Source organism: Streptomyces tuirus (assembly GCF_014701095.1).
GTDB lineage: Bacteria > Actinomycetota > Actinomycetes > Streptomycetales > Streptomycetaceae > Streptomyces > Streptomyces tuirus.
This window is the reverse complement of the sequence record NZ_AP023439.1, coordinates 366,235-390,432: the sequence shown is the minus strand read 5'-3', so window position 1 is coordinate 390,432 and position 24,198 is coordinate 366,235. Positions and strand designations below refer to the sequence as shown.

Here is a 24,198-nt window from a genome sequence, read left to right as displayed (position 1 = left end):
GGGCCGGCGGGACCTCACAGCCCCCTCTCGACGAACCGGTCCAGCAACGCGTCCAGCCCCGCCGCCAGCCCTTCCGTCCCACCCCGCCGGGCGAGGGCGGGGGCCGTCGCACGGAGCCGCGGGAGTTCGTCCGACGGCATGCGGTACAGCCCGAGCCGGAACGCGGGGTCCGGCTCCCTGGGGTTGTCCACCATGGCGCGCAGCTCCACGGACACGTACCCGAGGACCCAGGCGGTGAAGGCGCGCAGCACCGGAGCGGAACGCCTCTCGTCGAAACCGGCGTCCCAGAGGACGCCGAGTACGCGTTCATGATCCCTGAGGACCGCCGGCGCCCTGCGCGCCAGCGGTACCTCGGTGAAGCGGGTGAAGATCAGCGGTGCCCCCTCCGGGTGGTCGAGGCAGACCTGGTAGGTGATCCGGGCGATGCGGTGCAGTTCGGCCCGCCACTCGGTGCTTGCGGCGGCCGCTTCCGGGGCGGGTGCCGCCGCGAGCTGCTCCTCCAACCGCAGGAACAGGGCTTCCACCACGCCGTCCAGCAGCGCGGTTTTGCCCGGTGCGTAGCGGTAGAGGGACATGGCCTCCACACCGAGCTCGGCACCCAGCCGGCGCATGGTCAGTGCCGCGAGGCCTTCGCGATCGACCAGGTCCAGAGCCGCGGCGAGGACCCGCTCGCGGCTGAGCCTGCCGTGGCGTCCGTCCTCGTCGGCGCCCGGCCCCGCGCCGTTCACCATCACCTGCCTCCTCCGCGGAGATGCCTCTGGCCGTCATGGCCTGTCGAGTTCGCCCCACACGACGAACCGGTGGACGTACGTGCCGTCCCAGCCGCGGTCCGTGCAGGTGATGAGGGTGATCCGGGCCTTGTCGGGCCGGGCCCCCGGCTGGCCGGGGACGGGAAGGAGGACACCGACGTCGGAGGGCTCCACGACCTTGCTGTGGGTGACCCGGTAGGTGTAGGTGGTCCGCTTCCACTCGATGTCGATCGTGTCGCCCTTCTTCAGCTGCGGGAGCTTGTTGAAGGGCTGTCCCCACCCCGTGCGATGACCCGCGACCGCGAAGTTGCCCGGTTCGCCCGGCAGCGCCGTCCCGGGGAAGTGCCCGGGGCCCTTCGCGAGGGCCGCCTGCGACACGCCCTCGACGATCACCGGGGCGAAATCCCCGCCGAACCGGGGAACGCGCAGCACGGCGAAGGCGTCTCCGGGGCGCGGATCGGGCTTCTCCTGGCGAGTCTTCTGCGGTGGTGCGGCCGACTGCCGAAGCTCCTTGCGCAGCGACTGCTGCGTTTGCGCGTAGGCGTCGTCCGCCTGCCGGTCGTGGAAGATTCTGAGGCCGCCCAAGGTCAGGCCGGCGAGAATCAGGCCGACGCCCAGAAGGATCATCACCCTGCGCATTCCCGACCTCCTGCGGTGCGGTGGGGCCACCTCCGTGGCCCCGCCTCGGCGACCTTGTCAGGCGTCGTCCTCGATCTTGCGCGGGATCAGCCGCAGTGCGGCGCAGCCCGCCGAGACCAGAACGAAGACGACGATCCAGAACCAGACACTCCCCGGGCCCCCGGTGACCGGCAGCAGCCCCGCCCCGGTGGTTCCACCGGCCGTGGTGCCGGCACCTACATAGTTCGCCATGATCCTTTCCCTTCTCCGCGCGAATTTCCTTGAGTGAGCTGTCGTATGTGTCTTCGGGTGAGTCGTTCGGGTGTCACCACGTGCGGTCCCTTCGCAGGGCCGTGTCCGCGAGCGCGCGGATGTGGACGCCCTGGAGGAACAGGTCGTAGAACCACTCCGGCAGGACCAGCATCGAGGCGACCGACACACGCCAGCCGCGCGACTTCACGGTGACCGCCCGCTCGATGGCGTAGAACGCCGTGAAGGCGATCCAGAACGGAGCGATCCGCAGCCCGGAACCGACGGCGAGGAAGTAGAAGACGGACACGACGTAGGCCGTCGACACGGAGACTCCAAGGAAGGCCACGAGCTGGCGGGCCCAGCCTTCCGTCGTGTAGCGGGTGAGGCCGTAGTCAATCAGGTTCTCCAGCGCGCCGCGCTTCCAGCGGAGCCGCTGCTTGGCCAGGGCCCGCCAGGTCGCCATGACCTCCGTGGTCATGGTGGCCCGCGTCGGGGCGACGATGCGGTGGTCGAGATGCTTCAGGGCGAGCGTGAGTTCGTTGTCCTCGGTCAGCGCCTTCGTGTCGTAGACGCCGTCGGCCGCGGGAAGCCGCCCCGATGCCCGCGCCTGGAGGACCTCTTTGAGGGCTCCGGCCCGGAAAAGGCACGCGGTGCCGGTCAGGCACAGCACCTTGCCCCTTTTCCGTGCCGTGTCCCGGGCGTACCGGGCGAATTCGTTGCGCTGGAACGCCCCGCACAGTTTGCCGCCGGAGCGACCGCGGAAGTTGCCGCCCACGGCGCCGTACCCCTGGCCCATCTTCCTGAGGGTCACCTCGATGAAGTGGGGATCCAGATAGGTGTCGGCGTCCTGGACGAGGATCGCGTCCTGGTCGGAGACGTCCGGCAGCAGTCTGCCCAGCGCTCCGTTCAGGTTGCCGGCCTTCTTGTGCCGGTTGCCGACCGAATGCCAGACCTCGGCCCCGGCCGTGTGGGCGAGGCGTTCCAGCTCCGCGGTCCGACCACTGTCCGGGTGCGGATCGAGCGTCACGACGACCCGGTCCGCGGGACGGGTCTGCCCCCGCAGGGCCTCCAGCACGTGGGGGAGCGAATCCACCTCCCTGTAGGCGGGCACGAGCACGATCACCCGAGGCGACTGGGGCGCCGAGACGGCCGCCGCGTCACACCGCGGACGGCGATCCGATGCTGTCGGTGAGAGCGTCTCGATCATCACGTGCTCCGTGCAACTGGATGAACTGCTGTCTCATGTCTGTAATCTTACGTTGTAAACCTATATACGCAACTTACGGCATAGGTTTCGCCTGTCCACTACCTTCGCGTGGCCTCGGGCGGTCCATGAGGAATGTCACTGTTCCGTCCCAGCACGGCCTGCCGCACAACCGGAAGCGGTCTCCGTCCGTCTAGCTGGCAGAGATCACCGAACCGCTTTCGCGAAAGGGCAGGACCAGCCATGGGGGACGTACGCAGACGGAGCGCCGTCGCACTGGGGATCACCGGTCTGGTGGCACCGCTCACGCTCGCGCTCGGGGCCGCACCGGCCCAGGCGGCGAGCTGCACCACGCAGGCCGGCCCGCACCAGAAGAAGGTGGAGAAGTTCCTCGGCCGCCCGGTCGACGGCAAGCAGTCCGCCGCCGACTGCAAGGCCATCAAGGCCTTCCAGACCAAGCACGGCATCACCCCGAACATCGGCTACGCCGGCTCCGTCACCTGGGGCGTGATGGACCTGATGCAGAAGCAGAAGGCCGTCGGGAAGACCCCCAACAAGGACGGCAAGTGCCCGGTGAACAAGGGCCGCATCGCCTGTGTGAACCTGACGCTCCAGCTCAGCTGGATCCAGGACGGCAAGAAGCTCGTCTACGGCCCCGTCCCGGTCCGTACCGGCCGCGACGGGTACGAGACCCGCACCGGCCTGAAGAAGATCTACTGGCGCAACATCGACCACGTGTCGTCCATCTACGACGTGCCGATGCCCTACGCGCAGTTCTTCGACGGCGGCCAGGCCTTTCACTCGGTCGGCGTCAGCATGTGGAACCCGCCCGGCTCGCACGGCTGCACCAACATGACGAAGACCGACGCCAAGAAGTACTGGTCGCTGCTGAAGAAGGGCGACGACGTCTTCGTCTACGGCCGCAAGCCGGGCACCTGACCGGGCACCCGGCTCGCGTCCCGCGGTCTCCCCTACTGGGGCGCGTCCCCGAAGTCCGGGATCTCCAGCCTGACCCCGCCCTGCCGCGCCGACTCGTGCGCGATGATGCCCGGCAGGGTGTAGCGGGCGGCCACCCACGCGTTCACCGACGGCAGCGTGCGGGCGTTGACGGCGGTCACGAAGTCGTCGACCAGGAAGTGGTGGCTGCCCTCGTGGCCGTTGTGGAGATGGTCGAACTCCCTCGGCAGCCGTGCGCGGTCGTGCACGGGCGCCGACCCGGAGGTGAAGGCGGCCCGCAGTTCCGGCGCGATGTGCTGGAGTGACGGGTCGTCGGGCGCCATGGTGGGCTTGGGCTCCAGCAGTTCGCTGATGTCGCGCACCCCCTTCTTGTCCTGCCAGAGGGCGACCGTGGCGAGCTGCTCCATGCTCGCCTCGGTGCCGAAGAAGCGGAACCGCGACTCCCGTATGTGCGAGGGGTAGCCGACCCGCCGGAACTCGTTCGTACGGAACGAGCCGCCGCCCGCCACCTCGAACAGCGCGGTGGCGTTGGAGACGTCGTTGCCGAACTGGCTGACGTCCTTGTCGAAGACACCGTCGCCCCGGTCGTCCACGACACCGATCGCCGACACGCTCACCGCGTGGGTCTTCCAGGCACCCAGCACCCCGCCGACCGCGTGCGTCGGGTACAGCAGCGGGGGATAGCTGGCGGTCGCCTTCCAGTTCTCGCCGCCGCTGTACTGGTAGGCCTCGTAGAACCCCAGATCCATGTCGTGGACGTAGTCGCCCTCGGCGTAGAAGAGCCGACCGAAGGCGCCCTCGGCGATCTGATTGCGGGCATGGACCGTGGCCGGGTTGTACTCGCTGGTCTCGCCCATCATGTAGGTCAGCCCGGTGGCCTTGACCGCGTCGATGATCGCCGCGATCTCCTCCGTGCTGATGGCCATGGGGACGGCGGAGTACACGTGCTTGCCGGCGTTCAGGCCCTGGAGCACCAGCGGCCCGTGCGTCCAGCGCTGGGTGAAGATCGCGACGGCGTCGACGTCCTCCGACTCCAGCATGGCCTGGTAGGACGGGAAGGTGCCCGCAAGCCCCTGGGAAGAGGCGAGTTGTGCGGCCCGCTCGGGCAGCAGGTCGGTGACGTGGACGTCGCCGACGCCGGGGTGGGCCTGGAACAGGGTGGCGAACTGGCCCGAGAACTGTCCGGCGCCGACGATGCCGATGGAGAACGTCATGTGAGGCGTGCCCTTCACTGGTGGGAGATCACTGCGAGAGGATCAGGTTGATCTGTTCATTGGTCTGGTCGAGGCTGCTCACGGGCTTGCCGTTGCCGTAGATGTCCTCCATCGCGGGCGCCATCAGCGCCGTCATGTCCGCCGAGTAGCTGGCGATCGGATAGGAGAAGGTCCGGAAGCGCTTCTTGTCGGCCACGGGCTCGGTGAACGCCGAGACGTCGATGCCCTTCTTCCGGTACGCGGCGACGGCCGCCGCCGTCCCGGCCGGGGTGGCGGGGAAGACGACCCCGGACTTGCCGACGACGCTCTGGCAGCGGTCCGAGGCCAGGTAGGCGACCCATTTGCGGGCGCCCGCCTTGTTCTTGGAGGCCTTGGTGATGGAGTCGGCGAGGCCGTTCATCATCGTGGCGCGCTTGCCGGCCGGGCCGGTCGGCGTCACGGCGGTCCTGATGTCCTTGCCCTTGAAGCCGGCGTAGGTGGAGAGCATCCAGGCCCCGTCGAACGCGGTGGCCGCCCTGCCCGCCGCGATCTGGGTGTTCTGCTGGTTGGACTGGATGTTGTAGTCCGACAGGGGCGGCATGTAGCCCTTCTTCGCCAGGCCGAAGTACCACGTGACGACCGACTGGAAGGTCTTGCTGTCGTACTGGTACTTCGTGCCCCAGCGCGGCTTGTTCAGGTAGTTCCACCCGGCCGAGCCGGTGAAGGGGCTCCACTGCGTCTGGCCGTCGCCGAAGCCGCCGCCGCCCGTGGCCATCCCGTAGACCTTGACGTTGTCCTTGTCGAAGCCCGCCTCGTCGCCCCGCTTGCCGCTCCTGTCGACGGTGAGGCGGGCGATGGCCTTCTCGAAGGTGCCGCCGTCCTTCGGGTTCCAGGAGAGGTCGTTCAGCTGCTCGGCGGTGAGACCGGCGTCCTCGGTCATCTTCTGGTTGTAGAACAGCGCGACGGTGTCCCAGTCCTTCGGAGCGCCGTAGCGGTGGCCGTCCTGGCCGACCCAGTTGGCGGCGAGGCCCGGCTGGTAGTCGGAGTCCTCGATACCGAGGTCGTCGAGCGGTTCGAGGACCTTCAGGTCGGCGAACTGGCCGAAGTTCTGGATGTGGTCGGTGAAGACGTCCGGCGCGGTACCCGCGATGAACCCGGCGGTGAGCTTGGTCCAGTAGTCGCTCCAGCCCAACTGCGTGATCTTCACCTTCAGCCCGGGGTTCTCCTTCTCGAACCCCTTCGCGCACTCCTGGTAGGCGGGCAGCTGGTTGGCGTCCCACAGCCAGTACGTGACCGTGTGGGCGGAGGAACCGGCGGCGCCCGACTGCGCGCACCCGCTGACCAGGGACAGCGCCAGCGCTCCGGTCGCCGCGATGAGCGGACGGAATCGAATTCGCATCACAGTCCCCTTACTTGATCCCGGTGAAGCCGATGGAGCTGACGATGCGGCGGGCGAAGCAGGCGAACAGCACCAGCATCGGCAGCGCGGCGATCAGCGTGGCGGCCATGAGCCCGGACCAGTCGACGCCGGTCTGCGGGGTCTGCGCCCGGAAGACCGCGAGCGCCACGGTCAGCACGCGTGAGCTGTCGCTGTAGGAGACCATCAGCGGCCAGAAGTAGTCGTTCCAGGAGGTGATGTACGTCAGCACGCCGAGGGTGATGATCGGCGTGGACGCCATCGGCAGCACCACCCGGAAGAAGATCTTGACCTTCCCGGCGCCGTCGAGCAGCGCGGCCTCCTCGACCTCCTTGGGGATGTTCATGAAGAACTGCCGCAGGAAGAACACCGCGAACGGCGTCATGAACATGGTGGGCAGCGCGATGCCGAGAAGCGTGTCGATCAGGTGCAGTTGCTTGATCAGCACGAAGTTCGGCAGCAGGGTGAAGATGGCCGGCACCATCATCCCGGCCAGGAACAGCCCGAACACCTTGTCACGGCCCCGCCAGCGCAGCCGCGAGAAGGCGTAGGCGGCCATCGCGCTGAAGAAGATCTGACAGCCGGTGATCAGGGTCGAGACCAGCACCGAATTGAGCAGGTAGCGCCAGAAGTCCAGTCCGCCGCCCGCGCCGCCCTGTGCGACGGCCTCCTCGGCCGACTGCAGTCCGAGGGCGCGTTCGAAGCCGCTGGTCGTCAGGCCGGCCGGCAGCGGGTTGGCCGGGTCGGCGTTCAGACCCGCGTTGGTGGACAGCGCGGTGCGCAGGATCCAGTAGAACGGCAGCAGGGTGATGAGGACGATCAGTCCCATCACGGTCCAGGCGGCGGCCCGCCCGAAGGGGAACCTGCGCCGGACCGGCCGCAGGGTCGTCGGCGGTGTCGTCGTCACGGTGGTCATGGCGGTGTCTCCCTTCTCAGCCGAGGTCGGTCCGGCCGGCCCGGGTGAGCCGGTACTGCAGGACGGTGATCGCGCTCAGCACGACCAGCAGGGCGACGGACATGGCCGAGGCGTAGCCGAACTGGAAGCGGCCGAACGCCGAGCCGTAGATGTAGTACTGCAGGACGTTGGTCGCGTTCGCCGGGCCGCCCGCGGTGGTCACGGCGACGGTGTCGAAGACCTGGAACGACCCGATCACCGTCATGATCAGCACGACCGCGAGCACCGGCCGCAGCAGCGGCATGGTGATCCGCCAGAACATCCGCCACTCGCTCGCGCCGTCCACCCGGGCCGCCTCGTACATGTCGTTCGGGATGGCCTGCAGACCGGCGAACAGCAGCAGGGCGGTGTACCCCACGTGCCGCCACACGTTGATGAGCGCGATCGTCGGGATCGCCCAGGTCTCGTCGGCGAGGAACGGGATGCGGTCCACACCGAGGCCGCTGATGATCTGGTTGCCGATGCCGAGCTGGGTGTCGAGGATCCACAGCCAGACCAGACCGGCGACGACGTTCGACATCAGATACGGCGTCAGCACGATCCCGCGCAGCATCGCCGACCGGGTCAGTCGCTGGAGCAGGACGGCGGTGGCGAGCGCGGCGACCGTCTGGACGCCGATGTTGATGAAGACGTACTCGACGGTGACCCACAGGGAGTCCCAGAAGATGGGGTCGTTGACCATGCGGACGTAGTTGTCCAGGCCCACCCACTCCGCCGGCGTCAGCAGGTTGAAGCGGGTGAAGCTCAGATAGATGCCCCGGAGCGTCGGCCAGAGCAGGAAGACCAGGAAACCGAGCAGGGCCGGCCCGATGAACAGCGAGGCCAGCCGGCCGTCCCCCCGGTCCTCGCCGGACACCCCCTGCTCCGTCCAGGTCCTGCTGCGGGCCTCCGCCGCGCCGCCCGTGGGCAGACGTGAAGGAGGACTGCTGGAGGCGATGGTCATCGGGAGACTCCCTCGCTGCGGCGGCTCGTCCTCTGGCGGCACTTACTTTTGGTGCGAAACAATTACTGCGTCAAGAGGCGTGCAAACATCTTTTCCCAAGAACCCTCATCGACCTAGAGTGGTCATGTTGGTTTCAGTGCGAAAGAAATGACTGAGGGGAGTCGGACCGTCATGACCGACGGCACCGCCGGCTGGCTGCCGCTGAGCGCGGGCGAGCGCTCCGTGGCGATCGAAGTGCTCGTCCACGGCCCCCTGTCGCGCACCGAACTCGCCCGCAGGCTGGGCCTGTCGGCCGGCAGCCTCACCCGGCTGACCAAGCCCCTGATCGAGTCGGGCCTGCTGGTCGAGGTGCCCGAGGCGGGAGCGCCCGCGCAGACGCGCCAGGGCCGCCCCTCCCAGCCGCTGGACGTCGTCGCCGACTCGGGCTTCTTCCTCGGCTTCAAGATCACCGAGGACACGGTCTACGGCGTCGTCACCACGCTGCGGAGCCATGTCGTCGCCCGCCACGACCGCCCGCTCACCACCCACGACCCGGCCGAAGTCGCCGACGTGCTGGCCGAGATGACGGTCCAACTCGCCAAGGGGCACCCCCGCCTCGCCGGGATCGGCATCGGGGTCGGCGGCTTCGTCCAGGACCGCGCCGTGGTCGGGGAGTCCCCCTTCCTGCTGTGGCGGGACGTCCCCCTGGCCGACCTCGTCGAGGAGCGCACCGGGCTGCCGGTCGTCGTCGAGAACGACGTCGCCGCCCTGGTGGAGGCCGAGACGTGGTTCGGCGCCGGACGGGGCCTGGACCGCTTCGTCGTCCTCACCATCGGTGCCGGGATCGGCTACGGGCTCGTCCTGGGCGGCAAGCGGGTGCCCTTCGCGGAGGAGGACCGCGGATTCGGCAGGCACTGGATCGTCGACTCCAACGGGCCGCTCACCCCGGACGGCAGGCGCGGCAGCGCCGTCTCGCTGCTGACCATCCCCAGCATCCGCTACCAGATCCGGGCCGCCACCGGCATCGACCGCGGCTACGAGGAGATCCTGGCCCTGGCCGCCGCGGGGGACCCGATGCCTGCCCGGGTCGTCGACGAGGCGGCACGTGCCCTGGGGACGCTCGTCGCGCAGATCTCCAACTTCGTCATGCCGCAGAAGATCCTGCTCGCGGGGGAGGGGGTGGGGCTGATGGACGTGGCCGGCAAGACCGTCGAGGAGACGGTGCGTGATCTGCGGCACCCGCTGGCCGCCCCGGTCGCCCTGGAGACGAAGGTGTCCGACTTCCACGACTGGGCCCGTGGCGCGGCCGTGTTGGCCATCAAGGTGCTGGTGCTGGGGTCGGCCGAAGCGTGAACGTCGGCGAACTTGCGGGCGGCGAAAGGTACTCGCAGGTGGCTGATGTGAACAGCCTCACGTTTACCGGGAGATGGACGTGATCAGTGACACTGTCCGAAATGACCGTTTAGTTCATCATTACTCACATCACCTTCACGTGTGGCGACGTATGCTTCACAGCATGTCCACCACTGTTGAATCATCATCCGAGCGATCGGCTGACGAGGTCAACGAGGAGATCCGCGCGTTGTGGCGCCGGTCGGGCGGGACACTGAGCGTCGAGCAGCGTGAGGTATACCAGCGGCTCGTCCTGGAGTGGGCCACCGCGGCCCCCCAGTCGGCGCCCGCGGCCTGACCTTCGTCCCGGCCCACCGACGCTCGGGCCCTCGTTGCCGAGGCATCGGACCCTCGTCCAAGGGCACGTGCCCGTGAGCGCGGTCACCGGGGTCGCGCTGTCCCGTGCTGTGCGGGGTCCTCGTCCTGCTGGGCCTCGCCCTGTTGCGCGAGCGGATCAGCCGCCGTCAGGTGGTGGGGCTGCTGGCGGCGGGCATCGCGACCGTGCTCCTCACGCTGGGCTGACCGGCACGCCACGCGTCGGCCGGCCACGCGGCGGCATCATCCCCAAGTGGCCGAGTAGTACTGCCGGTACGCCTTGCGGTCCTGCTCCGCGCGGATCCACCGCGTCGCCACCAGCGCGACGAGGCTGCCCCCGATCACGAGCATGCCGGGGCCCACGTTGCGCGGGTCGGTGAGACGGCTCAGCAGCGTCGACACGTCCGTGCCCGTGATCGGCGCCGACGCACCCGGCGAGGCCGCGCCCTGCGACGCGGACGGCGCGGGAGCGGCACCCGTGCCACCGGACGACTTCGCCACGATCAGCTTGACCCCGAGCTCGGTCAGCGCCTTCGTCACCGGCTGGAAGAACGTCGTACCGCCCGCCGTGCAGTCCCCGCTGCCCCCCGACGTCACGCCGAGCGCGACACCGTCGGCGAACATCGGGCCTCCGCTGTCGCCCGGTTCGGCGCACACGTTCGTCTCGATGAGGCCGGTGACCGTGCCCTCGGGGTAGTTGACCGTCGCGTTGAGCGCGGTCACCTCCCCCTCGCGCAGCCCGCTGGTGCTGCCACTGCGGAAGATCTTCTGCCCGACCTCCGCATCGGCGACGCCCGTGATCCGCACGCCCTTGTCGTCCCCGACCGCGACGACGTCCGCGCCCTTGCCCGCCCGGCCGCCGTCGTACTTCACCAGGGAGTAGTCGTCGCCGGGGAAGCTCCCCCTGAGCGAGGTGCCGACCTGTTCCCGGCCACGGTCGTCGGCGAACCAGACGGAACCGTCGGGCCCGCAGTGCCCGGCCGTGAGGATGAAGTCGCTCTTGCCGTCGGTCACGTTGAACCCCGCTGAACAGCGTCCGGCGGTCGACAGGATGGGCTGCGCGCCGTTGATCCGTGTCGTGAACGTGCCCTCGGAGCGCTCCATGCGCACGAACGATCCGATGCCCTCGGCCATCTTCGTCATCCGGGACCAGTCGGAGGAGGAGACGGTGCTGTCGCCCCGCACCACCAGCTGGTTGCTCTTGTAGTCCATGGCCCACGAGGTTCCGGAGACCCGGGGTGCCGAACGCAGCGTCGCCGCCGCGGACTTGAGGTCGCTCATGCTGTGCTCGACCATCCTGGCCTGAGCGCCGGCCCGCTCCACCTCGGCCGCCGCCTTGTCGTCGGTGACCGCGACGACGGGCCGCCCGGCCTTGTCGACCCAGCTGCCGGCGGTGCGGGAGTTGCCCAGCCGGGACACGAGGTCGGAGCCCTCACCGGTCGCCGGTGGCGCGGTGAACGGGACGCCGATGGACGGGGGCTGGGGCTCGCTCGCCACGGCGTTGGTGACCATCGCTCCTCCGAGGAGGAGTCCGCCGACGGCCGCCAGCCGTGTCACTCGCCGGACGACCCGTCGTCGTGCGTGCCTCATGCATGGCTCCCGAACCAGAACATCACGGTGCGAACACCGCGGGGCGCTCCTTGAGTTGAGTGCCCTACATGCATACGGGGCCCGGCCGTGCCGCGTTCAGCGTGCCGGTGATCTCTTCGGCGTCAGCCGGCGACCGGGGCCGCGAGCAGGGCCCCGCTGCGCGCGTCGCCCCACACCGAGTCCGGATCGACGTAGGGCCGCAACAGGGCGGTGAGCGCCGGGTCACCGCGGCCGTTCAGCTCGTCGGAGGCGATCTTGCGGGCGATCCCGGCGAGGAAGTCCGCCACCTGAACCCGCGCGTCGTCCCGCGCGACGACGAGCCGCACCCCCACCAGGCCGATCCCGGCCCGCCGGGCGGTCCCCTCGATCCAGGCGATGCGGTCCGGCGTCAGCATGTTCTGCCGGTCGTGCACGAGGCGGACCGGCCGCCCGTCGCGGCTCCAGAGCGCCGCCGTCCGCACGATCGCCGGGAGCAGCGGGTTGAGCAACGGGATCAGCGGTGGCCCGGCCAGGAACCCGTCCCGGTAGGACACCGCGCGGGGCCGGGTCCCGGCGAGCCGCTCCAGGATCTGGCCCGCGTCCGTCCGCGGGAGCGTCCGGCGCAGGGCGTCGACCGTGGCGTAGAAGGCGTCCACCGGGTCACCGTCGTGGCGGACCCGCAGCAGCTGGTTGGCCGCCTCCAGGAACGCCCGCCAGCCGTCGTCCCCGAAGGCCGCACGCCCCGCGCGGAACAGCACGGCCGCCCCGGCCGTGTCGTCCAGCAGCAGGGCGAGGGTCCGGTCCACCACGAAGAACCGCTTCTCCATGAGGTGCACCCGGGCCCGCCCGTGGATCGGCCCCCGCGGCGCCAGCAGCCACTCCAGCACCGCGCGGTGCTTCTCCCGCAGCAGGTGGTTCGCCTTGTACTCCTCGGCGGGCGACCGGATCCGGTCCCGGATCTCCCGGACCGTCGCCGCGGCCGACGCCTCGGACAGCGACACCCCGGCGTGCGCGAACACGTCCGTGTTCCCGCCGGTGAGGTTCTCGCCGTCCGACCCCGACTCGTCGCAGGCGATCTCCAGGGACGCGCCCGCCGCCCCGCCCCGCTCCCCGTCCACGAGATTCCCGCTCACCGCACAGCCCCCTATCGTGTGCCCATGACCAGGATCCCGCACGAGACGTCCGGTGAACCGAATCCCCTGCAAGCCCTCACCCTCGACCGGCTCCGGCAGCGCTCCAGCATGAAGTGGCGCACTTACCCGCAGGACGTGCTGCCGCTGTGGGTGGCGGAGATGGATGTGCCGCTCGCCGATTCCGTCGTGCACGCCGTCACCGACGCACTCCACCTCGGCGACACCGGCTACCCGGCCGGCACCGCCTACGCGGACGCCCTGGCCGCCTTCGCCGGGAAGCGGTGGGGATGGAGCGGGCTCGCGGTGGAGCGCACCGCGATCGTGCCCGACGTGATGCTGGGCGTCGTCGAGATGATCAAACTGGTCACGGGCCCCGGCGACACGGTGGTCGTGAACCCGCCCGTGTACCCGCCGTTCTACATGTTCCTCGAGCACATGGACCGACGGGTCGCCGAGGCTCCGCTCGGGCCGGACGGGCGCCTCGACCTCGCCGTACTGGAGGAGACCTTCCGGCAGGCCGTGGCGGGCGGGCGGCGGGCCGCCCACCTTTTGTGCAGCCCCCACAACCCGACCGGGACCGTGCACACCGCCGAGGAGCTGTCCGCCGTCGCCGGGCTCGCCGACCGGTACGGCGTGCGCGTCGTCGCCGACGAGATCCACGCCCCGCTGGTGCTCGGCGACGCCGGTTTCGTGCCGTATCTGAGCGTGCCGGGTGCCGAGCGCGGCCTGTCGCTGATGTCGGCCTCGAAGGGCTGGAACCTGCCCGGGCTCAAGGCCGCCCTCGCGGTCGCAGGGCCCGAGGCCGCCGCCGACCTGGAGCGGATGCCCGAGGAGGTCGGGCACGGCCCGAGCCATGTCGCCGTCATCGCCCACACCGCCGCCCTGCGCGACGGCGTCGCCTGGCTCGACGCCCTCCTGACCGGCCTCGACGGCAACCGGCGGCTGCTCGCGGACCTGCTGGCCGAGCACCTGCCCGCGATCCGCTACCGCCCGGGCGACGCCACCTACCTGGCCTGGCTCGACTGCCGTGCCCTCGGTCTCGGTGACGACCCGGCCGAGGTCTTCCTGGAACGCGGCCGGGTCGCCCTCAGCTCCGGCCTGCCGTTCGGCACCGGTGGAACCGGCCACGTCCGCCTCAACCTGGGAACCTCGCGGGAGGTGCTCACGGAGGGCGTACGGAGAATGGCGGCGGCGCTGCGCTGAACCCTGAGGCACGCTCGTAGACTTCCCGTCATGGACGACAGGACGCTGGACGAACTCGGCGCGGGCAAATACCTGCTGGTCACCAGCTACCGCAAGAACGGCACGCCGGTCGCCACCCCGGTCTGGGTGGTACGCGACGGGGACGCGCTCGGCGTGTGGACGGCCGCCGACTCCTGGAAGGTGAAGCGGATCCGCAACCGCGCCGACGTGCTGGTCGGACCCTGCGACCTGCGCGGCAACCCCACCGGCGACCAGGTGCCCGCGGCGGCGGAGATCTGCGACGCGGCCACCACCGGCCGCTACCGGCAGCTGATCGGCCGCAAGTACGGCCTGACGGGCCGGCTGACCCTGCTCGGCAGCCGGCTGCGCCGGGGCGTGGACGGCACGGTGGGTATCCGCATCACCCTCTGAGAGCGGGAGATCCGGCAAGCGCTTTCGGTCGTGGGGGAGTGGGGACCCCGGCCACGGGAAAGGGCATCTGCCATGAGCCGAACTCCCGTCCTGCGCGCAGCCGTCGTCGGCACCGGCCACCGGGCCCAGCTGTTCACCCGCGGCCTCGCCGAACGCCCCGGTCATGTCGTGGCCGCGCTGTGCGACCCCAGTCCGACCCGGATGGCCTTCCACAACCGGCTGCTGGCCGACGCCGGCGCACCGGCCGCCGCGCCCTGGGGGCCCGACCGCTTCACCGACCTGCTCGCCGAGGAGGGCATCGACTTGGTCGTCGTGACCACCGTCGACGCCGAGCACGACCGCTACATCGTCCCCGCGCTGAAGGCGGGCTGCCGGGTCGTCACCGAGAAGCCGATGACCGTCGACGCCGGGCGCTGCGCCCGCATCCTCGACACCGTCCGCGCGACCGGCAACTCCCTGACCGTCGCCTTCAACTACCGCTTCAACCCCGTGCACGAGAAGGTCCGCGCCCTGCTCGCCGACGGCGCGATCGGCGAGGTGCTGTCGGTCCACTTCGAGTGGCTGCTCGACGTACGGCACGGCGCCGACTACTTCCGCCGCTGGCACCGCGAGAAACGGCACAGCGGCGGCCTGATGGTGCACAAGTCCTCGCACCACTTCGACCTGGTGAACTGGTGGCTCGCCGACGAGCCCCGGGAGGCCTTCGGCTACGGGCGGCTCGGCTTCTACGGCCGGGAGGCGGGGGAGCGGCACGGACTGCGCCGGGACTACGACCGCGCCCACGGCGCCGAGCCGGCCGCCGACGACCCCTTCGCGCTGGACCTCGCGGCCGACGACACCCTGCGCGCCCTCTACCTGGATGCCGAACGCGACGACGGCTACCTGCGCGACCGCAATGTCTTCGACGGGCCGGTCACCATCGAGGACGACATGTCCGTCCTGGTGCGCTACGCGCGCGGCGCGACGATGACGTACCACCTGACCGCCTACTCCCCCTGGGAGGGCTACCGGGTGATGTTCAACGGCAGCGCGGGCCGGCTGGAGCTGGAGGTGGAGGAGAGCCGCTGGCAGCCGCCGCTGAGCCGGATCACCTCGTCGGTGGGCGCGGTGCACGGCGACACTGCGGCCGAGCACGCGGGCGGCGCCCGTCTCACCCTGCGCCCGCTGTGGCGGCCCCCGGTGGAGGTGCCGCTCGCGGTCGCCCGCGAGGCCCACGGCGGCGGCGATCCGCGCATGCTCGACGCGCTCTTCGGACCCGTCGGCCCCACCGCCCCGGCGGACACCGGCGCCGCGACCCGCTTCACGGCCACCGAACGCGACGGGGCGCTCGCCCTCGCGGTCGGACTGGCGGCGAACCGGAGCTTCGAGATCGGACGGCCCGTGCGCACCGACGAGCTGCTCGCCGGCTGAGGGTGCGTCAGCTCCAGGCCCGGTACGGCTCGTCCAGCAGCTGGAAGACCGGCTCGCCCCGTACCGGGTCCTTGGCCGTGGACAGCCGTACCCGGTCCCCGCTGTGGATGCCGATCGGCGGGCCCATCACCCGGCCGCGCACCACGAAGCCCTCGGCCATCTCTATCTGCGACACGTTGCGCGCCGCGGGGGTGTTGCGGTGCACGACGGTGGAGTGGCGCACCGTGCCCGTGCCCTCGGCGCGCTCCGTGCGCAGCTCGCTGCCCCGGCAGACCGGACACAGCAACCGGTGGTACATGGCGGTGCCGCACCACGTGCAGCGCTGGAAGAGGATGGCCTCCGAGTTCTGGCCCCTCGGGTCGAGCAGACCCGTCGCGGAGCCGGCGGCCTGCTGAGTGACGCTTCCTGAGTGGTACACGCTGGTCAACTCCCTGCACTCGGCCGGAATCCGCGCACGCGATCACCCGCGCACACGTGTGCGCGGTTCGCCGTGCCACCGTGCACGCAGCACAGAGTATGGCACTCAGTGCCACTCGTAAAGGCACTCCGTACCCTCAATATGCGGAGCCCTCAGCCCCGCCCCAGCGTCGTCTCGATCTCCTGCACGACCCGCCACAGCGGTGCCCCGCGCCGCGACACGACGACCACCACGTCCTCCGGCTGCTCCACCGCGGGCGGCAGCGGCACACCGCCGAACGCCGACTGCACGTAGTCCAGAGCGTGGCCCACCGTCGCGCCCGCGTCGCCCTGGCCGTCCGAACGCAGCCAGGACCGCAGCGCGTTGTTGTGCGCCGCGACCACCGCCGCCGCGATCACGTCGGCCTGCAGCGTGCCGTCCCGGCGGGCGGCGAACCGCCGGCGCAGATACTCGGCGAGGGCCCGCTCGTAGCGCCACACCACCGACAGCTCATAGGCCCGCAGCCCCGGCACCTGCTTGGTGAGGCGGTAGCGCTGCACCGAGAACGCCGGGTTCTCGGCGTACATGCGCAGCACGAGCCGGGCCGCGTCGCAGACCCGCCGCACGGGTTCGTCGTCGTCGGAGCCGTCCGCCAGGAAGGCCGTCATGTCGGCGAGGCACCGCTCGTGGTCCGGGAAGACCACGTCCTCCTTGGAGGGGAAGTAGCGGAAGAACGAGCGCCGCCCGACACCGGCGAGCGCCACGATGTCGTCGACGGTGGTCTGCTCGTACCCCCGCTCCGGGAACAGCTCGTAGGCCGCCGCCACCAGGGCGTCCCGGATGGGTGGTTTCCCGGTGCCGGCCTCGGCTTTCTCGGAGCTCATGAGCGCGAACGTAGCACCCCGCGGGATCACTCGTGGCACTCAGTGCACTCGTCAGGAGGTACTGAGTGCTCTGCCCGCCCGGCCGACCGGGCGCTGAACCCCGGGCGCGCCGGGCGCGTATCTAGCGGCAGGACGATCCTCGAAGGCCGGGCGCCCCCGGGCCCGGACGAAGGAGAGCAGCGTGTCGACACCGTCCGAGCCCCGGCCGCCGCACGACGGCCCGGCCCTCGAACCCATCCGCGTCCTGCGGCCCCGCCGCACCGACGCGCTCGCGGAACTGATGCGGGAGTTCCAGCAGGAGACCGGCCGCGACCCCGGCAGGCAGGAGACCGGCCGTGAATCCGGCGGACATGACTCCGACCCCGGGGGATACGAGTCCGTCGAGCTGCCGGAGCCGCCGGCCGGCTCCGAGGCTCTGACGCAGGAGCTCCCGCCCGTCGCCCGCGAGAGCCGTCGGCCCACCCGCGCCGTACCCCCCGGGGCCGGGCTGCGCCGCGCCGCCGTCGCGGTGGCCGTCCTCGCCGCCGCGGTGATCGGCTTCGGCGGGGCGCTCCTGCTGCGCGGCGAGCACAAGCACGACAGTGCCGCGCCCCAGCCCCGCCCGCCCCGGGCCGCCCCCTCCACCCCCGACCCCACACCCACCCCGCCCACCCCCGCCGCCCCCGCACCTGTGGACCCCGACGGCGCCGGCACGCTGCGCGAGGGGGCCACCGGCCCCGAGGTGACCGAGCTCCAGCAACGTCTCCTGGACATCCCGGACGTCTACCGGGACGGCTCCACCAGCGGCAGCTACGACCCCACCCTCACGGCAGCGGTCGCCCGCTTCCAGCTCTGGTACGGCATCCGCGGCGACGAGACCGGCGTCTACGGCAACAACACCCGGGCCGCCCTGGAGTCCCGTACGGCGGCCGGCGCGAGCTGATGTGTGACCATGGCCGGCATGGACGAGTTCGTCGACCGGCTGAACCCGGAGATGTATGTGGTCACGGCCGCCGCGGGCGGTGAACGGGCGGGCTGTCTCGTCGGGTTCGCCTCGCAGTGCTCGCTGCGGCCCGTCCGGTTCGTGGTGTGGCTGTCCGAGCTCAACCACACCTTCCGGGTGGCGCGGAACGCGGACGTCCTCGCTGTGCACCTGCTCGGCCGTGAACAGCGCGCCCTCGCCGAGCTGTTCGGCGGGCGGACCGGCGACCGGACCGACAAGTTCCAGGACATCCGGCCCCGGGAGGCGTACGGCGGGGCCCTCGTCCTGGAGGACGTGCCGGCCTGGTTCGTCGGCCGGATCGTGACGCGCGTGGGCGGCGGCGACCACATCGGTTTCGTCCTCGACCCGGTGGAGTGGGGCGGGCAAGGGGCGCACGGCGAGCCGCTGCTGCGCCTGTCCGAAGCCGTCACCATCCACCCGGGTCACCCGGTCGACTGACGTCCGGCTCTCCTTGTCGAACGCCGGGCAAGGGCTGCGGAAAGAAGGGGAACGGCGGGGCCGATCGGCGTCATGCTGGGCCGGGGGCGACGCACGAGACGCCCGGACCGCCACGAACCGAAGGCCACGCCCATGAACGGCTCCCGCATCCCCGGCCTGGTGCTGCCCGCCCTGTTCCTGCTGGCCTCGCTCGTGGGCCTGTGGTGGTACTGGCGCCATCGCGGTGACTCGTGAGCCGCCACTCCTTACCGGTCCCGCACCCCGGGAACCCTGACGTCGACCACGCACACGTCGTCCCGCCGCACGTCGGGCAGCATCCGCGCGAGCAACGGCCCCAGCGACCCGGGCCCGTCACCGTGCGGGGCCGCCACCGCCTCGGCGAACTGCTCCAGACCCCGGTCGATGCTGTCCGGGGGGTGCTCCACCAGGCCGTCGGTGTACAGGATGAGCCGGTCGCCCGGGTCCAGACGGCACTCCCCCTCCTGGTAGACCGGCGTGGTGGACGCCCCGAGCAGCATGCCTGCGGGGCGGGTCAGGTACCGTGCTTCGCCGCCGCGCAGCAGCAGCGGCGGGGGATGCCCCGCCTGGGCCCAGACCAGGCGCCCGCGGCGGGGGTCGTAGCGGGCCAGCACCATGGTGGCGGTCGCGTGGGAGTCGCGTGAGTGCAGCAGCAGCGTGTTCAGCCGGGCGAGCGCCCCGGTCAGCGACGAGCCCGTGATCACCATGCCCTTCGCGGTGAACCGGAGCTGGGCCATCGTGGCCACCGCGTCGACTCCGTGCCCGGCGACGTCGCCGACGACCAGCAGCGCTTCCCCGTCAGGGAGTTCGATGGCACTGAACCAGTCGCCGCCGACGTGCACGCCCGACTGGGCCGGCAGATAGGCGACCTCGACGCGCAGCCCCGCGAGGTGCACCGGCCGGTTGGCCATGGGCAGCAGCGCGTGCTGGAGCCGGGAGGCCAGGGTCCGCTCGGCCTTGAGCACGTCGTGCTGCGTCAGGATCGCCCGCTCGCTCTCGACCAGGGCCAGCTCCGCGCGCCGCCGGGCGGTCATGTCCTGCACGAAGCCGTGCACCTCGACGGGCGTGCCGTGCCGGTCGGCCACCGCCTCGGCCGCCAGCCGCAGATGCCGGATGCCGCCGCCCGTCCGGATCCGGAACGACACGTCGAACGGCCGCCCGTCGTGGACGAGTTCACCGATGGCGCGGGTCAGCGCGGGAGCGTCCTCGGGGAGCGCGAGCTCCGGGACCTCGGGCAGGCGCACCGGGCCGTGCGCCGGGTCCCGGCCGACCAGGGAGAACACCTGGGTCGACCAGGAGGCCTCCAGCGTGGCCAGGTTCCAGTTCGCCCAGCCGAGACTGCCCAGCCGCTGCAGGTCCGCCAGCCGCTGCTCCTGCCTGTCGGAGGAGCCGTGCCGGATCCACGAGACGACGAGGGCGTCGCCCAGCGGCGCCACCCGTGCCGTGTAGAGGGACAGTTCGGCGACGCCCGCCACAACCTCTTCGTGTGCGAACGGTTCACCCTCGTACGTCGTGCCGGTGGCCAGCGCCTGCAGACAGCCCTGCCACAGCGGTTCGACGGCCAGGGCCGGGCGCAGCTCCAGCAGCCGCCGCCCGGCCGGTGCCTCACCGGTCCGGCCCAGCAGATCGCCCACCTGAGCGGTCGCCGCCTCCACCCGGAAGTCCTCCGTCCCGCCCGCCGCGGCCCGCAGCGGCGTGAGCAGCATCGCCGCGACCGGCAGTGCCTCGAACAGTGCCTGCACCGCGTCGGTGGTGGCGTCGGCGTCCCGCTCGGGCGGGGCGTCGAAGGCGCGCAGCCGCCCGGCGCACAGCCCGGTGACGCCCCGCAGGTGGGCGCGGTCGCGCGGGGTGAACACCCCGGCGCGGCCGCGCAGCACGCCGATGCAGACCTCGGCCGGGCCCGCGGTGAGGACGGGCAGCCAGGCACGCGAAAGCCACCGCTCGGGCGGATCACCGATCAGCAGGTACCGCCGCTCGTCCGCGGCGAAGTCCTCCAGCCAGCGCGGCTCGCCCGCCCGCAGTGCGTCCAGCGCCGCCATTCCGCTCAGCGGCGGTACCTGGCGCCACTGGGCCGCCAGCTTGTCGTCGATGCCCGCGTGCCCTGTCAGTTCGAGGCCGCCGTCGGGCCTGCGGGCGTAGATCAGGATCGCGTCCGCCGACATGTCGGGGCCGAGATGCTCCAGCAGGCACCGGGCGAGGTCGTGCGGGGTCATCACCCGGACGAGGGCCTGACCGAGGCGGGCCAGGGCGGCCGTGACGTCGTCCGGCGCGGCCGACTGCGCCGGGTCCCTTGTCCCGGAGCCGGATGCGTCGACGCCGGGGACCTCACTCGCCCTGCCGGGGCCGGGCGGCTTGGGCGCGAGACCGCCCAGGGTGATCCAGCACTCCTCGATCAGGGTGTGACGTGCGGCTTCGGCCTGCTGGACCAGCCGTTCGCCCGCCGCGTCGGCGGTACACCCGCTCAGCGCCATCACCGCGCCCTTGGCCCGTTCCACGACAGCCGAGGTGGCCGCCTGGTCGCGCAGCCGGTCCAGCTCGGCGCGCTGCCGGGCGACGACCTTGGCCAGTTCGACCAGGTCCGGTGCGGCACCGGGCTGCGCCGGCGTCACGGGCTCGCTCGTCACGCGTTGAGCATTGCACACCCGGCCCGATTCGAAGACCGCCTCGTACGCACGGACTGATCCCCCGCCCCAGGCGTCCCAGGGGGCGCATCTGCTCACGGGAAACCGCTCAGCCGCCGCCGCGTGGATAGAGCCACAGCCGCAGCAGGCGGCTCAGCCGCGGCATCAGCAGATACGTCAGCACCGGCAGCAGGATCAGCGGGAAGACGGCGGCCCGCAGGGGCAGCGGCCAGCCGGTGGTGTGGGGCGTCACCAGCCACTGGATGAGCAGGGTGCAGGGGTAGGCGCCGAGGAAGGTCGTGAGGACCATCTTCCACCGGGGCGGGGCCCGCACGGTGGTGCCGGGCAGATCGAACCAGGTCTCCATGCCGGTCGTCGACTGGCGTTCGCTGCTGACCTCGGTGGCGATGTCCTCGATCCGCCGGTGCCAGTGCGCGCGCTCCTCCGACTCCAGCCAGGCGGCGAGCCGGTGCTGGTCGGACCAGCGCAGCACCGCGTGGTAGCGGTGGCCGTCCTCCGGCGCAAGCCAGGAGACGCCCTCGTTGCCGGGGAACTGCCGGGCGCAGCGGGTGATGCCGCGCGTCCACTCCTCGAACCGTTCCTCGCGGCCGGGGCGCACCTGCCAGGTCAGAACCGTGGTCACGGGCTCGCCGCGCCGGCCTTCGGTGGTGCTCATTCCCCCACGTGTGCCACGCGCGGCGCGAGTCATGCCCGCAGGCTCAAGGCTGTCGGTTCGCCTCGACCAGGGCCTGGGTGACCGCCCGGACGCTGCGGGCGATGTGCTGGAGCTGCATGACCTCGGCCGCGTACAGCTTGATCGTGTGCTCGATGACCCCTTCGTGCAGGCCGAATCCGGGCAGGTCGGCGCGGGCGGTCTGCAGGGCGGTGCGGGCGACCCGGATCTCGTTCTGGACCTGGATCTGGGCGTGCCGGGCGAGCAGGACGGGGTGGCGGATGAACACGGGATATCCGGCGTAGCGCGTGGGCACCAGCTCGCGCAGCCACTTGGCCGCGGAGCGTTCCCAGTCGTAGCTCCCGGGGGTCTTGACCTGGCAGGGCCAGTCCGGGCTGAGGCGCGTGGTCGTCAGGGGCATGATCATCGCTTCCGGGTGTGCGGCGTCGCGTGGGTGGACGACGGGTCGGGGCGGCCCCGGCCTAGGGGATGGCCGGGGCCGCCACGAACACCCGGGACCCGGAGTGGGTAGGACCCGGCTCCACGGGTGCGGAACGGATCCGGAAACTGGCCGGGTCGCGATCCGTGAGCAGTATTTGTATATGCCAACTGGTTTGCAAGGAGCATGAAAACATTCATGCGCGCTTTGTTGCGGATGATCCCCATGTGAGGTCTACCTGTCAGCCGCGCATGCGGGGTCCACCTGTGAGCTCTGCACGTGGGGTCCCTCCACGTGGTCCTGGCCCCCTCGCACGCGGTCCGGACGAGCCTTTCAGCCCCTGCCGCCGCTCAGTCCCTGAGGAAGAACTGGTGCTGGTCGGCGACCTGCTCGTACTCCTCCAGCCGCGCCTGCGTCCGCTCCGGATCCGCGTCCGTCATGGCCTGCAGCAGCGCCGAGCACATCACGCCCGGGGCCGCGTAGGAGTCGAAGACCAGGCGCGAGCCGGTCCCGAGGGCGAAGACGACGTCGGCCTCGTCCGCGAGCGGCCCGAGCGCCAGGTCGGTGATCAGGGCGACCTTGAGCCCGGCGCCCCGCGCGACCCGCACGGCCGTCAGGGTCTCCTGCGCGTGCCGGGGCATGGAGAACGCCAGCACCCACGTACCTCCCGCCTCACGCGACTGCAGCAGCGCGTCGTACGCGACGCTGCCGCCCCGGGTCACCAGCCGTACGTCCGGATGGATCCGGCGAGCGGCGTAGGCGAAGTACTCGGCGAGCGAGACGGAGATGCGCAGCCCGAGGACCGTCAGCGGCGCGGACGAGGAGAGTTTGCGGCCGACGTCGATGACCACGTCCGGGTCGGCCAGGTCCCGCCGCAGGTTCTCCAGGTTCTCGATCTCGGCGTCGACCGCCGCCTGCAGTTCGTTGCCGTGCGTCTCCTCGGCCGGGCCGACGGCGAGGGTGCCCAGCGCGATCGACTGGAGCTTCTCCCGCAGCGCCGGGTAGCCGCTGAAGCCGACCGCCGAGGCGAACCGTGTCACCGAGGGCTGGCTCACCCCGACCCGGTCCGCGAGATCCGTGATCGACAGGAACGCCGCCTCGGTGATGTGCTCGATCAGGTACTGCGCGATGCGCCGCTGCCCCGGGGACAGCCGCGGCCGGTCGAAGAGCGCCCTGAGCTGGGCGGACGGGGAGACGTCCGCTTCGGGCGCGGCCTTCCCCGAGGTGATCGCGGATGCCTGTGCGCGTGCCTGCTGCGGCGATGGCACCGGTGCGCCTCCTTCGTCTCCCACGGACGTTCAACATAGCTCACGCACCGTAGTGACCAGGGCTTCTTCGGGCAGCATGAGCTGCCCCGCGTGGGGATACCCGTACGCCGGGCGGGAACCCGCCGCCGCACACGACCCTTGAGAGGAGCCCCGTCATGACCGTCCCCGAGGAGAACCGGCCCAAGACGGAGACCACCGACGAGCTGCTGGAGCAACAGGACGAGAACCGCCCCCAGACGCCGGGTGGGACCGGCCGCACGATGCGCGAGGCCCTGGAGGAGGCCGAGGTGCGCCCCGACGACTACGACGACCGGTAGAGAGCCCCCGGCACCCCCCGACCGAACCGACGACGCTTCCGGCAGGAGAGACGGCATGAGCGCGCTGAGTGCGCTGGAACAGACCCTGGAGAACCGGTGGGGCGCGCTGTGGGCGCGGCTGCGCGACAAGGAACCGGTCGAGGTCCTCGACGCCCTGCAACGCGAGTGCGACGACAACGCCGTGGTGTGCCGTGAGGGCCGCGTCATGGTCCCCAACGCCTACGACGTGGAACTGCCCGATGACGTGCACGAGCATCTGACGCGCACCGGCACCGACGTGGGACAGGCCCTCACCGACAGCCTGTCCCGCCACGCGGAACGCCGCGGTTACGAGTTCGCCGGCCCCCTGGCGGTCCACGTGGCGCGGTGCCCCGACGTGCCCAACGGCCGCTACCGGGTGGCCTCCAGGGTCATGCGGCACGTGAGCGCGGACGGGTTCTTCCACGCGATGCACTGACCCG

Annotated in this window: 26 protein-coding genes; 10 read left to right on the top strand and 16 right to left on the bottom strand. The window is 71.2% G+C overall.

The features are described 5' to 3' along the window. Window positions 1-14: 14 nt before the first annotated feature. The 4 genes from IGS69_RS01875 to IGS69_RS01860 all read right to left on the bottom strand — a co-directional run bounded on the left by IGS69_RS01875 (window position 15) and on the right by IGS69_RS01860 (window position 2,826). On the bottom strand, window positions 15-731 hold the full coding sequence (locus IGS69_RS01875) for a TetR/AcrR family transcriptional regulator (protein WP_190896308.1): 717 nt from the start codon (window positions 729-731) through the stop codon (window positions 15-17). A gap of 33 nt (window positions 732-764) precedes the next feature. Next, on the bottom strand, window positions 765-1,388 hold the full coding sequence (locus tag IGS69_RS01870) for a class E sortase (protein WP_190896306.1): 624 nt from the start codon (window positions 1,386-1,388) through the stop codon (window positions 765-767). 57 nt (window positions 1,389-1,445) lie between these two features. Further along, window positions 1,446-1,619, bottom strand: coding sequence for a hypothetical protein (locus IGS69_RS01865; RefSeq protein WP_190896304.1), 174 nt, complete (start codon window positions 1,617-1,619; stop codon window positions 1,446-1,448). Window positions 1,620-1,692: 73 nt separating this feature from the next. Next, complete coding sequence (locus tag IGS69_RS01860) at window positions 1,693-2,826, bottom strand: glycosyltransferase (protein ID WP_190896302.1); 1,134 nt, start codon at window positions 2,824-2,826, stop codon at window positions 1,693-1,695. A gap of 240 nt (window positions 2,827-3,066) precedes the next feature. Here IGS69_RS01860 and IGS69_RS01855 point away from each other — a divergent pair, with 240 nt between their 5' ends. Then, on the top strand, window positions 3,067-3,762 hold the full coding sequence (locus IGS69_RS01855; RefSeq protein WP_190896300.1) for a L,D-transpeptidase family protein: 696 nt from the start codon (window positions 3,067-3,069) through the stop codon (window positions 3,760-3,762). 32 nt (window positions 3,763-3,794) lie between these two features. Here IGS69_RS01855 and IGS69_RS01850 read toward each other — a convergent pair whose 3' ends face one another. The 4 genes from IGS69_RS01850 to IGS69_RS01835 are packed head-to-tail and all read right to left on the bottom strand — an operon-like array spanning window position 3,795 to window position 8,288. Beyond that, window positions 3,795-4,994, bottom strand: coding sequence for a Gfo/Idh/MocA family protein (locus IGS69_RS01850; protein WP_190896298.1), 1,200 nt, complete (start codon window positions 4,992-4,994; stop codon window positions 3,795-3,797). A gap of 28 nt (window positions 4,995-5,022) precedes the next feature. Continuing rightward, window positions 5,023-6,372 carry an ABC transporter substrate-binding protein gene (locus tag IGS69_RS01845; RefSeq protein ID WP_190896297.1) on the bottom strand — a complete coding sequence of 450 codons (1,350 nt, stop codon included), beginning with the start codon at window positions 6,370-6,372 and terminating at the stop codon, window positions 5,023-5,025. A 10-nt stretch (window positions 6,373-6,382) separates the two neighbouring features. Then, window positions 6,383-7,306, bottom strand: a complete 924-nt coding sequence (locus tag IGS69_RS01840) for a carbohydrate ABC transporter permease (protein ID WP_190896295.1) — start codon at window positions 7,304-7,306, stop codon at window positions 6,383-6,385. A gap of 16 nt (window positions 7,307-7,322) precedes the next feature. Further along, entirely contained in the window at window positions 7,323-8,288 is a 966-nt protein-coding gene (locus tag IGS69_RS01835; protein ID WP_190896293.1) for a carbohydrate ABC transporter permease, read from the bottom strand. A gap of 171 nt (window positions 8,289-8,459) precedes the next feature. On the opposite strand from IGS69_RS01835, the gene IGS69_RS01830 reads away from it, so the two are divergent. Both IGS69_RS01830 and IGS69_RS01825 read left to right on the top strand, forming a co-directional pair. Then, window positions 8,460-9,620 (top strand): ROK family transcriptional regulator, encoded by a 1,161-nt coding sequence (locus IGS69_RS01830; protein ID WP_190896291.1) that lies wholly within the window; start codon window positions 8,460-8,462, stop codon window positions 9,618-9,620. 151 nt (window positions 9,621-9,771) lie between these two features. Then, window positions 9,772-9,957, top strand: a complete 186-nt coding sequence (locus tag IGS69_RS01825) for a hypothetical protein (RefSeq protein ID WP_190896289.1) — start codon at window positions 9,772-9,774, stop codon at window positions 9,955-9,957. A 260-nt stretch (window positions 9,958-10,217) separates the two neighbouring features. On the opposite strand, the gene IGS69_RS01815 is transcribed toward IGS69_RS01825, so the two are convergent. Further along, the gene (locus tag IGS69_RS01815) at window positions 10,218-11,564 is read right to left on the bottom strand and encodes a S1 family peptidase (protein ID WP_190896287.1); all 1,347 of its coding nucleotides are present in this window, start codon (window positions 11,562-11,564) and stop codon (window positions 10,218-10,220) included. A gap of 122 nt (window positions 11,565-11,686) precedes the next feature. Further along, window positions 11,687-12,676 (bottom strand): hypothetical protein, encoded by a 990-nt coding sequence (locus tag IGS69_RS01810; RefSeq protein ID WP_190896285.1) that lies wholly within the window; start codon window positions 12,674-12,676, stop codon window positions 11,687-11,689. 24 nt (window positions 12,677-12,700) lie between these two features. Here IGS69_RS01810 and IGS69_RS01805 point away from each other — a divergent pair, with 24 nt between their 5' ends. The 3 genes from IGS69_RS01805 to IGS69_RS01795 all read left to right on the top strand — a co-directional run bounded on the left by IGS69_RS01805 (window position 12,701) and on the right by IGS69_RS01795 (window position 15,700). Further along, entirely contained in the window at window positions 12,701-13,879 is a 1,179-nt protein-coding gene (locus tag IGS69_RS01805; RefSeq protein WP_190896283.1) for a MalY/PatB family protein, read from the top strand. 30 nt (window positions 13,880-13,909) lie between these two features. Continuing rightward, window positions 13,910-14,290: a PPOX class F420-dependent oxidoreductase gene (locus IGS69_RS01800; protein WP_190896282.1), complete on the top strand. Its 381-nt coding sequence runs from the start codon at window positions 13,910-13,912 to the stop codon at window positions 14,288-14,290. A 72-nt stretch (window positions 14,291-14,362) separates the two neighbouring features. Further along, complete coding sequence (locus tag IGS69_RS01795; RefSeq protein ID WP_190896280.1) at window positions 14,363-15,700, top strand: Gfo/Idh/MocA family protein; 1,338 nt, start codon at window positions 14,363-14,365, stop codon at window positions 15,698-15,700. Window positions 15,701-15,707: 7 nt separating this feature from the next. On the opposite strand, the gene IGS69_RS01790 is transcribed toward IGS69_RS01795, so the two are convergent. Both IGS69_RS01790 and IGS69_RS01785 read right to left on the bottom strand, forming a co-directional pair. Beyond that, window positions 15,708-16,118 (bottom strand): Zn-ribbon domain-containing OB-fold protein, encoded by a 411-nt coding sequence (locus IGS69_RS01790; RefSeq protein ID WP_190896278.1) that lies wholly within the window; start codon window positions 16,116-16,118, stop codon window positions 15,708-15,710. 152 nt (window positions 16,119-16,270) lie between these two features. Next, complete coding sequence (locus IGS69_RS01785; protein ID WP_190896276.1) at window positions 16,271-16,981, bottom strand: TetR family transcriptional regulator; 711 nt, start codon at window positions 16,979-16,981, stop codon at window positions 16,271-16,273. A 181-nt stretch (window positions 16,982-17,162) separates the two neighbouring features. On the opposite strand from IGS69_RS01785, the gene IGS69_RS01780 reads away from it, so the two are divergent. Beyond that, complete coding sequence (locus IGS69_RS01780) at window positions 17,163-17,903, top strand: peptidoglycan-binding domain-containing protein (protein WP_190896274.1); 741 nt, start codon at window positions 17,163-17,165, stop codon at window positions 17,901-17,903. A 9-nt stretch (window positions 17,904-17,912) separates the two neighbouring features. Next, window positions 17,913-18,401 carry a flavin reductase family protein gene (locus tag IGS69_RS01775; RefSeq protein WP_190896272.1) on the top strand — a complete coding sequence of 163 codons (489 nt, stop codon included), beginning with the start codon at window positions 17,913-17,915 and terminating at the stop codon, window positions 18,399-18,401. A gap of 245 nt (window positions 18,402-18,646) precedes the next feature. Here the strand turns inward: IGS69_RS01775 and IGS69_RS01770 are convergent, their stop codons facing one another. The 4 genes from IGS69_RS01770 to IGS69_RS01755 form a co-directional block, all read right to left on the bottom strand. Next, window positions 18,647-21,043 (bottom strand): SpoIIE family protein phosphatase, encoded by a 2,397-nt coding sequence (locus IGS69_RS01770; protein ID WP_190896270.1) that lies wholly within the window; start codon window positions 21,041-21,043, stop codon window positions 18,647-18,649. A gap of 106 nt (window positions 21,044-21,149) precedes the next feature. Beyond that, window positions 21,150-21,716: an antibiotic biosynthesis monooxygenase gene (locus IGS69_RS01765; protein ID WP_190896268.1), complete on the bottom strand. Its 567-nt coding sequence runs from the start codon at window positions 21,714-21,716 to the stop codon at window positions 21,150-21,152. A 43-nt stretch (window positions 21,717-21,759) separates the two neighbouring features. After that, window positions 21,760-22,134: a hypothetical protein gene (locus tag IGS69_RS01760; protein ID WP_190896266.1), complete on the bottom strand. Its 375-nt coding sequence runs from the start codon at window positions 22,132-22,134 to the stop codon at window positions 21,760-21,762. Between the two features lie 368 nt (window positions 22,135-22,502). After that, window positions 22,503-23,420, bottom strand: coding sequence for a MurR/RpiR family transcriptional regulator (locus IGS69_RS01755; protein ID WP_190896264.1), 918 nt, complete (start codon window positions 23,418-23,420; stop codon window positions 22,503-22,505). Window positions 23,421-23,575: 155 nt separating this feature from the next. Between IGS69_RS01755 and IGS69_RS01750 the strand changes: the two genes are divergently transcribed. After that, window positions 23,576-23,737 carry a hypothetical protein gene (locus IGS69_RS01750; protein ID WP_190896262.1) on the top strand — a complete coding sequence of 54 codons (162 nt, stop codon included), beginning with the start codon at window positions 23,576-23,578 and terminating at the stop codon, window positions 23,735-23,737. A gap of 55 nt (window positions 23,738-23,792) precedes the next feature. After that, window positions 23,793-24,194 (top strand): DUF3662 domain-containing protein, encoded by a 402-nt coding sequence (locus IGS69_RS01745; protein WP_190896260.1) that lies wholly within the window; start codon window positions 23,793-23,795, stop codon window positions 24,192-24,194. The last annotated feature ends 4 nt before the right edge of the window (window positions 24,195-24,198 follow it).